Annotated in this window: 14 protein-coding genes; 4 read left to right on the top strand and 10 right to left on the bottom strand. The window is 66.9% G+C overall.

Annotation, left to right across the window (positions count from 1 at the left end; translation table 11 throughout):
- Positions 1 to 337 precede the first annotated feature (337 nt).
- The 5 genes from ACQ5SA_RS09100 to ahpC form a co-directional block, all read right to left on the bottom strand.
- On the bottom strand, positions 338 to 1,294 hold the full coding sequence (locus ACQ5SA_RS09100) for a transaldolase (protein WP_499314043.1): 957 nt from the start codon (positions 1,292 to 1,294) through the stop codon (positions 338 to 340).
- 58 nt (positions 1,295 to 1,352) lie between these two features.
- The gene (rnk, locus tag ACQ5SA_RS09095) at positions 1,353 to 1,757 is read right to left on the bottom strand and encodes a nucleoside diphosphate kinase regulator (RefSeq protein ID WP_089238903.1); all 405 of its coding nucleotides are present in this window, start codon (positions 1,755 to 1,757) and stop codon (positions 1,353 to 1,355) included.
- A gap of 123 nt (positions 1,758 to 1,880) precedes the next feature.
- Complete coding sequence (locus ACQ5SA_RS09090; protein WP_499314042.1) at positions 1,881 to 2,846, bottom strand: LysR substrate-binding domain-containing protein; 966 nt, start codon at positions 2,844 to 2,846, stop codon at positions 1,881 to 1,883.
- An 81-nt stretch (positions 2,847 to 2,927) separates the two neighbouring features.
- Positions 2,928 to 4,520: an alkyl hydroperoxide reductase subunit F gene (gene ahpF / locus ACQ5SA_RS09085; protein ID WP_499314041.1), complete on the bottom strand. Its 1,593-nt coding sequence runs from the start codon at positions 4,518 to 4,520 to the stop codon at positions 2,928 to 2,930.
- Positions 4,521 to 4,754: 234 nt separating this feature from the next.
- Positions 4,755 to 5,318 carry an alkyl hydroperoxide reductase subunit C gene (ahpC, locus tag ACQ5SA_RS09080; RefSeq protein ID WP_025877950.1) on the bottom strand — a complete coding sequence of 188 codons (564 nt, stop codon included), beginning with the start codon at positions 5,316 to 5,318 and terminating at the stop codon, positions 4,755 to 4,757.
- 290 nt (positions 5,319 to 5,608) lie between these two features.
- Between ahpC and prmC the strand changes: the two genes are divergently transcribed.
- Both prmC and pip read left to right on the top strand, forming a co-directional pair.
- Complete coding sequence (gene prmC, locus ACQ5SA_RS09075; protein WP_499314040.1) at positions 5,609 to 6,466, top strand: peptide chain release factor N(5)-glutamine methyltransferase; 858 nt, start codon at positions 5,609 to 5,611, stop codon at positions 6,464 to 6,466.
- Positions 6,467 to 6,515: 49 nt separating this feature from the next.
- The gene (gene pip, locus ACQ5SA_RS09070; RefSeq protein ID WP_230112927.1) at positions 6,516 to 7,457 is read left to right on the top strand and encodes a prolyl aminopeptidase; all 942 of its coding nucleotides are present in this window, start codon (positions 6,516 to 6,518) and stop codon (positions 7,455 to 7,457) included.
- Between the two features lie 105 nt (positions 7,458 to 7,562).
- Here the strand turns inward: pip and ACQ5SA_RS09065 are convergent, their stop codons facing one another.
- Positions 7,563 to 8,447 carry a LysR family transcriptional regulator gene (locus ACQ5SA_RS09065; RefSeq protein ID WP_499314243.1) on the bottom strand — a complete coding sequence of 295 codons (885 nt, stop codon included), beginning with the start codon at positions 8,445 to 8,447 and terminating at the stop codon, positions 7,563 to 7,565.
- Between the two features lie 106 nt (positions 8,448 to 8,553).
- Here ACQ5SA_RS09065 and ACQ5SA_RS09060 point away from each other — a divergent pair, with 106 nt between their 5' ends.
- Positions 8,554 to 9,972, top strand: a complete 1,419-nt coding sequence (locus ACQ5SA_RS09060) for an MFS transporter (protein ID WP_499314039.1) — start codon at positions 8,554 to 8,556, stop codon at positions 9,970 to 9,972.
- The gene (locus tag ACQ5SA_RS09055) at positions 9,969 to 10,640 is read left to right on the top strand and encodes a DUF7716 domain-containing protein (protein WP_499314038.1); all 672 of its coding nucleotides are present in this window, start codon (positions 9,969 to 9,971) and stop codon (positions 10,638 to 10,640) included. The genes ACQ5SA_RS09060 and ACQ5SA_RS09055 overlap by 4 nt, the downstream gene beginning before the upstream one ends.
- A gap of 141 nt (positions 10,641 to 10,781) precedes the next feature.
- On the opposite strand, the gene ACQ5SA_RS09050 is transcribed toward ACQ5SA_RS09055, so the two are convergent.
- Genes ACQ5SA_RS09050 through ACQ5SA_RS09035 form a run of 4 tightly spaced genes read right to left on the bottom strand, consistent with a single transcriptional unit; the run spans position 10,782 to position 13,633 of the window.
- The gene (locus tag ACQ5SA_RS09050; protein ID WP_499314037.1) at positions 10,782 to 11,579 is read right to left on the bottom strand and encodes an N-formylglutamate amidohydrolase; all 798 of its coding nucleotides are present in this window, start codon (positions 11,577 to 11,579) and stop codon (positions 10,782 to 10,784) included.
- Positions 11,572 to 12,126: an NUDIX hydrolase gene (locus tag ACQ5SA_RS09045; protein ID WP_049463930.1), complete on the bottom strand. Its 555-nt coding sequence runs from the start codon at positions 12,124 to 12,126 to the stop codon at positions 11,572 to 11,574. Before ACQ5SA_RS09045 ends, ACQ5SA_RS09050 begins: the two co-directional genes overlap by 8 nt.
- On the bottom strand, positions 12,123 to 13,055 hold the full coding sequence (locus ACQ5SA_RS09040) for a 5'-3' exonuclease (RefSeq protein ID WP_499314036.1): 933 nt from the start codon (positions 13,053 to 13,055) through the stop codon (positions 12,123 to 12,125). The genes ACQ5SA_RS09045 and ACQ5SA_RS09040 overlap by 4 nt, the downstream gene beginning before the upstream one ends.
- The gene (locus ACQ5SA_RS09035) at positions 13,052 to 13,633 is read right to left on the bottom strand and encodes a nitroreductase family protein (protein ID WP_499314035.1); all 582 of its coding nucleotides are present in this window, start codon (positions 13,631 to 13,633) and stop codon (positions 13,052 to 13,054) included. The genes ACQ5SA_RS09040 and ACQ5SA_RS09035 overlap by 4 nt, the downstream gene beginning before the upstream one ends.
- Between the last annotated feature and the right edge of the window lie 41 nt (positions 13,634 to 13,674).

The following is a 13,674-nucleotide window of genomic DNA, read 5'->3' as shown; positions in this document are numbered from 1 at the left end:
TTCGACAGTTTCCCGGTGACGGTAAGCAAGAGCGTTGGGTTACTGACGACCTGATAGAAAACAAAAAGGACGCGGCATTCGCCGCGTCCTTTTTGTTTGTGAGCACGCGTAGCGCGCGACCCGCGTTTGCTCTTCTTTTCTTTCTTCCGTGGCGGACCGCCGCAGGAAACTGTCAGAGGTCGGGAGGGCTGGGTACGCGGGAGTGTCCGCCGCATGGATGCGGCGGCCAAGCCTCCAGGGACGGATTCACGGCGTCTCCCGCGTACCCAACCCGCCCGGCCAAGCACGGCTTTTGCTCTGAGCGACCCGCCACGAGGGGCTCAGCCGTTGGCCGGAATCACAGTGCCTCGCGAATCCGCTGACGCAGTGCTTCCAGATCCTTGGCGAATGCATCGATACCCGTCGCCAGCTTCTCGGTCGCCATCGGATCGGCCGCCAGGTCGGCAGCGAACGTCGCCGCGTCGATCGGCGTCACCTGCATCGCTTCAGCGGCACCCGCCACCAGCTTGCGCGGCAGCGCGCCGTGGTCGGCGTCCAGCTTCTCCAGCAGGTCCGGCGAAATGGTCAGGCGGTCGCAGCCGGCCAGCGCTTCGATCTGCGCGGTCGAACGGAACGAGGCGCCCATCACCACGGTCGGCGAACCGCGGCGCTTGAATTCGGCATACACGCCACGCACGAACACCACGCCCGGGTCTTCGTCGATGTTCGCCGGGGTCTGGCCGTTGGCCACGTACCAGTCGAGAATGCGGCCGACGAACGGCGAGATCAGGAACGCACCCGCTTCGCTGCAGGCCAGCGCCTGGGTCGGGTTGAAGATCAGGGTCAGGTTGCAGTCGATGCCTTCGGCCTGCAGCACGCGCGCGGCTTCCACGCCTTCCCAGGTCGCGGCGATCTTGATCAGGATCTTCTCGCGCGGCACGCCGGCATCAGCGTACATCTGGATGAACTGGCGGGCCTTGGCCACGGTCGCGGCGGTGTCGTGGGCCTGGTCGGCGTCCACTTCGGTGGACACGCGGCCCGGTACCAGCGTGCTCAGCAGCGCGCCGACGCCGATGGTCAGGCGGTCGGCCACGGCGTGCACCACGGTCTCGCGGTCACCGCTCTGCTGGCGGCCCCAGGCCAGTTCGCGTTCGATCAGTTCCGCATAGACCGGCAGGTCCAGCGCCTTCTTCACCAGGGTCGGATTGGTGGTGCAGTCCACCGGCTGCAGGCGCTTGATCGCCTCGTAGTCACCGGTATCGGCAACGACCACGGACAGTTCGCGCAGCTGGGACAGTTTGGACGGGGTACTCATTACGGCTCCTGGTGCGGGGATTGCAGGGAAACTGATCGCGCGCGGTACGCAGCGCAGGTCAGGGACGGTCGTTGTGGACGGCGCTCACGCGCAGCCGCAGCTTGCGGCCGCCGGGCGCGGTCCAGTCGATGCTCTGGCCCACGGCCAGGCCAAGCAGGGCGCTGCCGACGGGCGCCAGCACGGACACCTTGCCTTCATCGACATTGGCTTCGCGGGGGAAGACCAGGGTCAGGACATGTTTCTCGCCCGACACTTCATCTTCGCACTCCACGCGCGAATGCATCATGACGATGCCTTCGGGAATCTGGTCTGGCGGCAACACGGTCGCCCGGTTGAGTTCGTCGGCAAGCGCACGCGCGGCCGGCGTCTGGCTGTTTGCCGGAGATTCGAGCATGGCGTCCAGGCGGTCCATGTCGAGGGTGGAAACGGTGATCGACGGCGGCAGGCCGCTGGCGGTGTTCATGGTGACGCTCCTTGGTTGAAAGCCATGCAAAAGGCGGCACCTGCTGGCGCCGCCTGACTGTATTGTGGGGACAAATGCGGCCGGAATCGACTCCCGGCGGTTTCGAGGCCCGGCTGCCGTGTCTCAGCCGTTCAGCACCGGCGTGGGCGGGGTGGCAGCATCGCCGTTTACCGGGGCCAACGCCTCCAGCGTAAACAGCGCATCGGGCAGGCGCTTGAACTGTTCGGCCAGCTCCATCAGGAACTCGTTCATCGCCGAGCTGCGGCGCCAGATCATGGCGATGCGACGGCTGGGACGGCCCTCGCCGACGAAGTCGATCAGGCGGATGTTGTTCGAGCGCGGCACCGGCGGCTGTACCGACAGGCTGGGCAGCAGGGTGATGCCAACGTCGGCGGCGACCATCTGTCGCAGCGTTTCCAGGCTGGTGGCGCGGAATTCGGATTTTTCATTGGCGCCGAACAGGCGACAGACTTCCAGCGCCTGGTCACGCAGGCAGTGGCCGTCTTCCAGCAGTAGCAGTTTCTGCGTGGCCAGTTCCTGCACGTCCAGATGCTCGCGCGTGGCCAGCGGATGGCGGCCGGACACGGCCAGCAGGAACGGCTCCTCGAACAGGAATTCGGCATGCAGCTGGTCGTCGATCACCGGCAGTGCCAACAGCGCGGCGTCGAGCTTGCCCTCGCGCAGGCGCTCCAGCAGCACATCGCTCTTTTCTTCCACCAGCAGCAGTTCCAGCTCGGGGAAGCGGCTGCGGATGCGCGGAATCACATGTGGCAGCAGGTACGGGCCCAGGGTCGGGAAGATCCCCAGGCGCACCGTACCCGCTTCGGGATCGCGGCTGCGTCGCGCCGCTTCCTTCAACTGCTCCACTTCGGCCACGATCACCCGTGCCCGCGCGGCCGCTTCGTGGCCGGCGGGGGTCAGCATCACCTTGCGCGGCGCACGTTCCACCAGTGGCAGGCCCAGTTCCTCTTCCAGCTTGCGGATCTGGGTCGACAGCGTCGGCTGGCTGACGAAGCAGGAGGCGGCGGCCCGGCCGAAGTGCTTGTGATCGGCCAGGGCCACCAGGTATTTCAGGTCACGCAGGTTCATCCTCAGACCTCTCGGGGTACTGCACCGGCAGGGCGTTGCCCCGCCGGTTGATGGTGCTCCCGATGGCCTGGGAACGTTGGATCAGGCCGCTTCGGCCACCGCGCCGCTGCTCTTGGGAACCGAGGAGCGGATCAGGTGATCGAAAGCGCTCAGTGCGGCGGTCGAACCGGCGCCCATCGCGATGATGATCTGCTTGTAGGGTACCGTCGTGCAATCACCCGCGGCGAACACGCCCGGCAGATTGGTCTGCCCGCGGTCATCGATGACGATCTCGCCACGCGGCGAAAGGGCCACGGTGTCCTTCAGCCATTCGGTGTTCGGCAGCAGGCCGATCTGCACGAAGATGCCTTCCAGTTCAACGCGATGCGAATCGCCGCCGACACGGTCCTTGTAGACCAGGCCGGTGACGCGGCTGCCGTCGCCCAGCACTTCGGTGGTCTGCGCGCTGGTCAGCACGGTGACGTTGGCCAGGCTGCGCAGCTTCTTCTGCAGCACTTCGTCGGCACGCAGGCTGGAATCGAATTCCAGCAGGGTCACATGCGACACGATGCCGGCCAGGTCGATGGCAGCTTCAACGCCGGAATTGCCACCGCCGATCACCGCCACGCGCTTGCCCTTGAACAGTGGGCCATCGCAGTGCGGGCAGTACGCCACGCCCTTGTTGCGGTACTGGTCTTCGCCGGGCACGTTCATCTGCCGCCAGCGGGCGCCGGTGGACAGGATCACCGAGCGCGACTTCAGCACCGCGCCGTTTTCCAGCTGCACCTGCACCAGGCCGTCTTCACCGGCCGGCACCAGCGCACTGGCGCGCTGCAGGTCCATGATGTCGACTTCGTATTCGCGCACGTGCTGCTCCAGCGCAGCGGCCAGCTTCGGGCCTTCGGTCTCCTTCACCGAAATGAAGTTCTCGATCGCCATGGTGTCCAGCACCTGGCCACCGAAACGCTCGGCGGCGATGCCGGTGCGGATGCCCTTGCGCGCGGCGTAGATCGCCGCTGCGGCGCCGGCCGGACCACCGCCGACCACCAGCACGTCGAAGGCGTCCTTGGCGCCGATCTTCTCGGCATCACGCTTGCTGGCGTTGGTGTCCAGCTTGGCCACGATCTGCTCCAGCGTCATGCGGCCCTGGTCGAACACGGCGCCATTGAGGTACACGGTCGGCACCGACATGATCTCGCGCTGCTCGACTTCCTCCTGGAACAGGGCGCCGTCGATGGCCACGTGCTGGATGCGCGGGTTGAGCACGGCAGCCAGGTTCAGCGCCTGCACCACGTCCGGGCAGTTCTGGCAGGACAGCGAGAAATAGGTTTCAAACCTGTAGTCGCCTTCCAGGTTCTGCACCTGTTCGATCAGCTCGGCGGTGGCCTTGGACGGATGCCCGCCGACCTGCAGCAGTGCCAGCACCAGCGAGGTGAACTCGTGGCCCATCGGCAGGCCGGCGAAGGTCAGGTGGATGTCCTGGCCCGGCGTGCCCAGGTCGAAGGACGGCACGCGGCCCTGGCCATCGCGCAGCACCTGCAGCGAGATCTTGTCCGACAGGCTTTCCAGGGTCTGCAGCAGGTCCAGCATCTCCTGCGACTTGGCACCGTCGTCGGCATGCGCGGTGATCTGGATCGGGCGGGTCACGCGCTCCAGATAGGTCTTCAGCTGCGACTGCAGGTTGGCGTCCAACATGGTCTTCTCCTGGCTTCAGGCAAAACGGGGGCGTGGCACCGCTGTAGAAGGTAGCGGACCAGCGAGGGGTAGGGGTGAACCCAAGACAGCGACACCGTGGAAGGGGCTGGCTGGCCAAGGCTGGCGCGCGTTGGCTGTCTTGGGTTCACCCCCACGCCGGCGGGGGGACCGGCACGGGGATGAAGGGCGCGCCGCAGCGTGGGGCTGCGGCAGGCCGGTACTGCGGGTACTGCTTTAGATCTTGCCGACCAGGTCCAGCGACGGGGTCAGGGTCTTCTCGCCTTCCTTCCACTTGGCCGGGCACACCTGGTTCGGGTTGGCGGCGGTGAACTGGGCAGCCTTCAGCTTGCGCAGGGTCTCGGAGACGTCACGGGCGATCTCGTTGGAGTGGATCTCCAGGGTCTTGATCACGCCTTCCGGGTTGATGATGAAGGTGCCGCGCAGGGCCAGGCCTTCTTCTTCGATGTGCACGCCGAAGGCACGGGTCAGCTGGTGGGTCGGGTCGCCGACCAGCGGGAACTGGGCCTTGCCGACGGCCGGCGAGGTTTCGTGCCAGACCTTGTGCGAGAAGTGGGTGTCGGTGGTGACGATGTAGACCTCGGCGCCGGCCTTCTTGAACTCGGCGTAATGGTCAGCGGCGTCTTCGATCTCGGTCGGGCAGTTGAAGGTGAAGGCTGCCGGCATGAAGATCAGGACCGACCACTGGCCCTTCAGGGTGCTGTCGGAGACCTTGATGAACTCGCCATTCAGGTAAGCGTTGGCTTCGAACGGCTGGATCTGGGTGTTGATCAGGGACATCGTTTTTCCTCTGGGTGAAGGGGAGTGGGTGAATCGACAGGACCTAGGTTACTGGTTCCGTTTCGATAAGGACAATGCATTGATTACATCTATTTGATAGATGAAGTCTATTGAATGGTGCTGAGCCTGCAATGAATCAGACCAGCCGCATCCTGCAACCCGCTGTATGACAAGGGAAATCGCCATTGGCTGCGGAAACGGGTCGATAGCCCGCCCTTATCCCGTCCCCGCGAACCTGAACGGTCTCCACACCCTACAATTGCGGCCCCGACGCCTGTGCCGTGCCTGCCATGTCCGCCGATTCCGAACCGTCCCTGCGCCAGGTCGTGGCAGACGCCAGTGCCCGCCTGCCGGGGGCCGAGGCCCGCCACGAAGCCGAGCTGCTGCTGCTGCATGTGCTGAAGCGGCCACGCAGCTGGTTGTTCGCGCATGCCACCGATCCGCTGCCGGCCGCCGAGAAGGCCGCTTTCGAGGCCCTGCTGGGTCGTCGCCTCGCGGGCGAGCCGGTGGCTTACCTGACCGGCCGTCGTGGTTTCTGGACACTGGACCTGGAGGTGGACCCGGCCACCCTGATTCCGCGGCCGGAGACCGAACTGCTGGTGGAACTGGCGCTGGATCGCCTGCCACCGGACCGCGCGCTGCAGCTGGCCGACCTCGGTACCGGCAGCGGCGCCATTGCGCTGGCCCTGGCCAGCGAACGGCCGCAGGCGCAGGTGCTGGCCACCGACGCCAGTGCCGCAGCGCTGGCGGTGGCGGCCCGCAACGCCGCGCGCCACGCGCTGGGCAACGTGCGTTTTGCCGAAGGGGGCGACGACTGGTATGCGCCGCTGCGTGGCGAACGCTTCGATCTGATCGCCAGCAATCCGCCCTATATCGCCAGCGACGACCCGCACCTGGAACAAGGCGACCTGCGCTTCGAGCCGGCCACTGCACTGGCCTCCGGCGTTGATGGGCTGGACGACATCCGCCGCATCGTGGCCGGTGGCGGCGACCATCTGCAGCCCGGCGGCTGGCTGCTGATCGAGCACGGCTGGGACCAGGGGAATGCCATCCGCGCGCTGTTCGAGCAGGCCGGCTACAGCGACGTGCAGACCGTGCAGGACCTGGAGCAGCGCGACCGGGTCACCCTGGGCCGGCGACCGGCCTAGAATGGGGGTTCTCCTGCCAAGGGCAGGGCACCACCACGGAGCTGCAAGCATGCGTACGCTGTACCCCGCCATCACCCCTTACGACGTCGGCACCCTGAAGGTCGACGACCGCCACACGCTGTACTTCGAACAGTGCGGCAACCCGGACGGCAAGCCGGTGGTGATGCTGCATGGTGGGCCGGGCGGCGGCTGCAGCGACAAGATGCGCCAGTTCCACGACCCGGCCAAGTACCGCATCATCCTGTTCGACCAGCGCGGCGCCGGTCGTTCCACCCCGCACGCCGATCTGGTGGATAACACCACCTGGGACCTGGTGGCCGACATCGAGACGCTGCGCGAGCACCTGAAGGTCGATCGCTGGCAGGTATTCGGTGGCAGCTGGGGCTCGACCCTGGCGCTGGCCTATGCCGAAACCCATCCGCAGCGCGTGACCGAACTGGTGCTGCGCGGCATCTTCATGCTGCGCCGCTGGGAACTGGAATGGTTCTACCAGGAAGGCGCCAACCGCCTGTTCCCGGATGCGTGGGAGCACTACCTCAAGCCGATTCCGGCGGTGGAGCGCCACGATCTGATCTCTGCCTTCCATCGCCGCCTGACCAGCGAAGACGAAGCAACGCGCTTGGATGCGGCCAAGGCCTGGGCGGTGTGGGAAGGCGCGACCAGCTTCCTGCATGTGGACGATGACTTCATCAACAGCCATGAAGACCCGCACTTCGCGCTGGCGTTCGCCCGCATCGAAAACCACTACTTCGTCAACGGCGGTTTCTTCGAAGTGGAAGACCAGCTGCTGCGCGACGCGCACCGCATCGCCGACATTCCGGGCGTGATCGTGCACGGCCGCTACGACGTGGTCTGCCCGCTGGCCAACGCTTGGGACCTGACCAAGGTGTGGCCGAAGGCGAAGCTGGAGATTACCCCGGCCTCGGGGCATTCGGCGTTCGAAGCCGAGAACGTCGACGCGCTGGTGCGCGCCACCGATAGCTTCGCCTGATCTGGTCTTGGTAGTGCCGGCCGCTGGCCGGCAACGCCTTACCAGTAGAGCCAGGCCATGCCTGGCTGCTCCTGTGTTTGAACCGCATCCACGCATGGCGTGGATCTACCAATCCCCGGCCAACAACGCGTCGGCCAGCACCTGCAGCTTCGGTGAATGCTGGCGCGACGGCGGATAGATCAACGACAACGCGCGGCTGCGGCCTTCGAACGGCTGCAGCACGCGCTGCAGGCGGCCATCGGCCAACGCATCGGCCACCGCGAAATCCATCACCTGCACGATGCCGATGCCGGCGATGGCTGCTTCCACCAGCGGATCGCCGCAGTCGAACACCATCCGCGTCGGCGGCATGACCTCGCGCAGCTGCCCGTCCTGCAGAAACTGCCAGTCCACCAGACGGCCGCTGCGCAGGTTGCGTACCGCCAGGCAGGCATGGTCCTGCAATGCCGCCACGTCGGCCGGCTCACCCTGCGCGGCCAGGTAGGCCGGGCTGGCCACGGTCACCCAGCGCAGTGGCTTCAACGAACGCGCCACCATGCGCTGGTCGGCGATGGTGCCGGTGCGCAACGCCGCATCGAAGCCTTCCTCCACCAGATCCACCAGGCGGTCGCTGAGCACGGCCTCCACCTGCAGCTGCGGATGCCGTTGCAGCAACGGCCCCAGCAATGGCACCAACACTTTGCGCCCGAACATCGAAGGTGCGCTGATCTTCAGCACGCCCGAGGGCGTGCAGGGACGGTCGGCCAGCAGCCGCTCGGCGTCCTCCATCCCGCACAGCAACGGCCCCACCTGCTCGACGAACTGCTGGCCATCCGGGGTCAGCGCGACATTGCGTGTGTTCCGCTGCAGCAGCTTCACCCCCAGCGAGGCTTCCAGCCGGCCGATCGCGCGTGACAGCCCGGACTGGCTCAGGCCGAGCTGGCCGGCGGCCACGGTGAAGCTGCGTGCTTCGGCCACCTGCACCAGCATACGCACCGCGTTGAGGTCCATCGAAGGTCCATTCATGCCAAAAATCATGACAGATATAGCCGCCAGGGGGTTTATTGATTTGATCGCATCAATGAGACTGCCGTCCCCCCTCCGCACCGGGCGCCGCATGCCTCCCCTGAAATACCCGCGCTGGGCGCTGACCCTGCTGGCCACCGCGCAGCTGATCATCGCCCTGGACGCCACCATCATTTTCGTGGCCCTGCACGACATGGGCCGCGCGCTGCAGATCAATGCGCAGCAACTGCAGTGGGTGGTCAGCGCCTACACCGTGGCGTTCGGCGGCAGCCTGCTGCTGGGCGGGCGGGCGGCTGATCTGCTGGGCCGCCGCCGCTTCTATCGGCTGGGCATGCTGCTGTTCGCGCTTGCCTCGCTGCTGGGCGCGCTGGCGCCCAATGCCACGCTGCTGATCGTGGCGCGTGCGGTGCAGGGCATCGGTGCAGCGCTGCTGTTCCCGGCGACCCTGGCGTTGATAAACACGCTCTATGCGGAAGGTCCGGTGCGCAACCGTGCGCTGGCGATCTGGAGCATGGCCAGTGCGGCGGGCCTGGCGCTGGGCACGTTGCTGGGTGGTGTGCTGACCCAGGCGTTCGGCTGGCCGGCGGTGCTGGCGGTGATCGTGCCACTGGCGACCGCCTGTGCGGTTGCCGCGGGCGCGTGGCTGCCGGCCGATGGCCCGCGCGTGCGCGGCCGTTCCTTCGACCTGGCCGGTTGCCTCACCGTCACCGCCGGCGGCAGCCTGCTGGTCACCACCCTGGTGCAGGGGCCGGAGTGGGGCTGGACCGCGCCGGCCACGCTCATCTGCCTGCTGCTTTCAGCGGTACTGCTGACAGTGTTCGTGCAGATCGAAAAGCGCAGCCGTGACCCGCTGATGCAGTTCGCGCTGCTGCGCCTGCCTGGCCTGCGTGCAGCACTCGGCCTGACCTTCGCGTTCATGAGCAGCTATGGCGTGCAGTACTACTTCCTGGCGCTGTATTTCCAGGATGGCTACGGCTGGAGCCCGCTGCAGGCCGGCATGGCCTTCCTGCTGCCGACACTGGTCTGCACCTTCGGCATTCGCATTGCAGAACGCATGCTGCAGCGTCGTTCGCCACGGCAGGTGCTGGCCTGGGGCTTCGCGGCGGGTGCCGTGGGCATCGCCGCGGTGGCGCTGGCGATGCCGCACGGCGCCAGCTACTGGCCGCTGCTGCCGGGCATCGTGGTGCTCAGCGTGGGCCAGGGCATGAGCTGGACGGCGATGTGGATCGTGGCCGGGCAAGGCGTGCCGGGGCCGCAGCAGGGCGTAGCGTCCGGCATGGCCGCCACCGCACAGCAGATCGGTGGTGCGCTCGGCCTGGCGGTGCTGGTGATGGTGGCCAACGCCGCGCGCGGCACGCAGGCGGCAACCAGTGCTGATGCCCTGCAGGGCATGGTCAATGCACAGTACGGTGCCGCGCTGTTCGCTGCGCTCGGCGTGGTCATCGCGCTGGGCCTGCGTCCGGCACGGGTAGACTGCAGCTCCGCCGACGCACTGCCCAACGACGCATGATTGCACTGCTTGATCTTCGCCAGACGCTGGAGGCGTTTGCCGCATGCAATGACGACCACGACGTGTGGGCGTCATTCGGTTGGGTGCATGCCACCGATGACGATCTGCTGGCGGCGCGCTTCTGGTTGCCGGCGGATGAAGACACTGCATTCGATGATGACGGCGAGGTGCCCGAGGCCGCGCAGGCGCTGGGTCTGACGACCTACCTAGAACCGGCCACGTTCGCTGACGTACTGGATGTGCAGAAGCGCCAGCGTCCGCTTTCTTCCCTGCACGATTACGCCGAAGCGTTGGCGTACTACGTCGAGTACGACGCCTTCCTGCAGGTGGACGGTGTCGATGAAGCACTGGGCGAGGCGGGTGCTGCCGAGCAGGCCGTTGCGCGAGCAGCCGGTGTCGGGCCCGGCATCTTCGCCACGTTCGGGTTGACGCTGGAGGGCTGTGCGGATGAACAGATCAAGGCTGTGGCACAGCACGTGGCGCACCTGCTCGACATTCCGGTAGGCGAAGCGCTGGCACGTTGCCGCGCGCTGCCGCTGGTGCTGGGGGAGATGCTGGATCGGCGCCGAGCACAGGCGATCAAGGATGATTTCGCCGGCATCGGCGTACCGCTGCAGGTTCGCGGTTACAAGCCGTTCCCGTGGATGGATGCGCCTGTGCTGCGGTAGTGCCGGCCGCTGGCCGGCAACTGCAATGATCCAACTACCCTGAGGTTGCCGGCCAGCGGCCGGCACTACCGATCCCGGGCAGATCCACACCACACGTGGATGTACCGAACCCGGGTAGATCCACGCCATGCGTGGATGGGATCATCCGAACGCCAACAACTGCGGCTGCAACGCACTGAAGATACGCTCCAACCGCTCCGCCCACGCCTGCTGCCCGGCTTCATCGGCAATCAGGTCCTGGCGGATCTCCAGTTCCACATGCACCAGACCGCGGCCTTCGCCATGCACCGGCACCGCGTAGTCGCTGCTGCTGTTGACCGAATACGGTTCGTTGTCGCCCACCACCAGATCGCCTTCATCGCGCAGCGCCTGCAGCAAGGCGTGGGCAAAGCGCGTGTCCTGGTGGTACAGCACGCCGGCATGCCACGGACGCACAGCGCCGTTCATCACCGGGGTGAAGCTGTGCATCATCACCAGCAGTGTCGGCCGTGCCGCATCGCGGCGCGCATCCAGTTCGGCATCGATGCGCGCATGGTAGGGCGCGTGGATCGCATCGATGCGCTGCTGCCGCTGCGCGGGCGACAGCCCGGCATTGCCCGGCACCAGGGTGTGGTCGCTGACCTCGGGGATCAGCGTGGGCGAAACCAGCGGGCGGTTGCAGTCGATCAGCAGCCGCGAATAGGTCTGCTCGATCGCCCACGCATCCAGCCGCTCGGCCAGTGCACGGGTGGTGCCGCCGATGCCGATGTCCCAGCCGATATGCCGGTCCAGTTCGGTCTGCGGCAATCCAAGGTCTGCCAGCGCGCGCGGCACCCGCTGGCCGGCATGATCGGCCAGCAGCAGGTACGGCGAGGCCCCCTGCGCGCGGTGCACGCTGAAGATCGCCGGATCGTCGGCGCCCAGCAGCGGCGGCAGTGCGTGCAGGCCGGCATCAGCCACGGGGGCGGCCGTCCAGGTGGTGCTCGATCATCCACAGGCCGGCCCACAGCTTGGCATCGGCTTCATAGCCTTCGGCCATTTTCTGCACCAGCCAGGCGGCCGCCTGCGTACGCGGCACTTCATGCACGGTGATGTCCTCGCTCTCGTCGCCGCCGCCTTCGCCGATGCGACGGAGGCCGGTGGCACGGACGAAGGCGATCTTCTCGCTGCTGGCACCGGAGGAGGTGGGGCCGATCATCAGCACTTCGGCGTGCTCGGCGGTCCAGCCGGTTTCCTCTTCCAGTTCGCGTACCGCTGAAACTTCGATGGACTCACCCGCATCGATGTCGCCAACCAGCCCGGCCGGCATCTCGATGGTCGGTGCCTGCAGCGGCACGCGGAACTGTTCGACGAACAGCACCTTGTCCTCGGGGGTGACGGCAATGATGATCGCGGCCAGGCCGCCGGCGTGGGTGCGTTCGCTGTACTCCCAGCTGCCGCGCACGACCATGCGCTGGTACTTGCCTTCGTAGACGACACGCGGTGCTTCGGTGTTGCGCTGGCTCATGCGGGCTCGCTGGAAGTGGGGACGGGGTCGGAAATGCCGGCGGCGTTGAACAGCCGGCGACGGGTCATGGGTCCAAAGCGCAGGGTCTGGCACAGGCCGCCGAGCAGCTCCGGATCGGCCGCCTGGCGCGGCATGCCGGGCTGGCAGCCTTCCAGTGGCGCGTTCAGGGCGATGGTGGTCAGCTGTCGCCAGAGCTGGGCGTGCTCGCGCTGCTCACGCAGGCGCACTGCCATCTGGGCCGCGCCGCGCAGGCGCAGGAACGGCACTTCGTCGAGGCGTTCGTACAGCACGTCCATGCTGCCGAAATGGGCCAGCAGCACGGCCGCCGACTTGGCGCCGACACCGCTGATGCCCGGAATGTTGTCGACCGCATCGCCGCATAGCGCCAGGTAGTCGGCGATCTGGTGCGCGTGCACGCCGTGCTTGGCCTTTACCCCGGCCACGTCCCAGCGCTGGTTGCGTGCGTAGTCCCACTGTTCGTCATGATCGAGCAGCAACTGCGACAGGTCCTTGTCGGCGGAAATGATCACGCCGCGATGGCTGTTGCGGTGGCCATGCAGGGCGCTGCCGATCAGGTCGTCGGCTTCGTAATCATGATGGGCCAGCACCGCCAGGCCGAGCGCTGCGCACAATGCCTTGCAGTGCACGAACTGGCGCTTGAGTGCTTCCGGCGCCGGGTCCCGGTTGGCCTTGTAGGCCGGGTACAGGCGGTGGCGGAAGCCGCTGTCCAATGCTTCGTCGAAGGCGATGGCGATGTGCCGGGGGCGTTCGCGCTCAAGCAGGTCCAGCAGGAAACGGGCGAAACCATGCACGGCGTTGGTCGGCCAGCCCTGGCTGTCCTGGAACTCGTCCGGCAGCGAATGCCAGGCGCGGAACACGTAGATGCTGGCGTCGACCAGGTACAGCGGAGGCGGTGCCGGCAGGCTCATGCCGGCGGGGTCCAGTCACGCAGCAGCGCCATCGGGTCCGGGCGCTCGCGCTCGGGCACCTCGGCCTTGGGCGTGCCGATGTGGATGAAACCGGCAATGCCTTCGCCCTCGGCCAACCCCAGATGGGCGTGCACGGCGGGATCGAAGGCCATCCATGCGGTCAGCCACTGCGCGCCGAAGCCCAGCGCCTGTGCCGCCTGCAACAGGGCAAAGCACACGCAGCCGGCGGTCATCAGCTGTTCCTGTGCGGGCACCTTCGGGTCCGGGCGGGGGCTGGCTACCACCACGATCACCAGCGGTGCGTGGCTGAAGCGCTGGCGGTCCTTCTCGAACACGGCGTCACCGGCATGCGGGTCGCGCTGGCGGCTGCGCGCGGCCAGGAAGTCGCCCAGAGTGTGACGCGCATCGCCGGCGATCTTCAGGAAGCGGAACGGTACGCGCTTGCCGTGGTCGGGCACGCGCACCGCCGAGGTCAGCATCCGCTGCAGGGTGGCCGGGTCCGGTCCGGGCTCGCCCAGTTGCCGCGAGGGCACCGAGCGGCGGGCATCCAGGGCAAGCAGGGCAGCAGGGTCGGGCATGGAGTCTGAACCGGTCATCACGGGTCGCTGATTATAGTCGG

This window comes from Stenotrophomonas indicatrix (assembly GCF_050573115.1).
GTDB lineage: Bacteria > Pseudomonadota > Gammaproteobacteria > Xanthomonadales > Xanthomonadaceae > Stenotrophomonas > Stenotrophomonas lactitubi_A.
The sequence above is the reverse complement of the archived record's forward strand: the minus strand, read 5'-3'. Positions and strand labels throughout refer to the sequence as shown.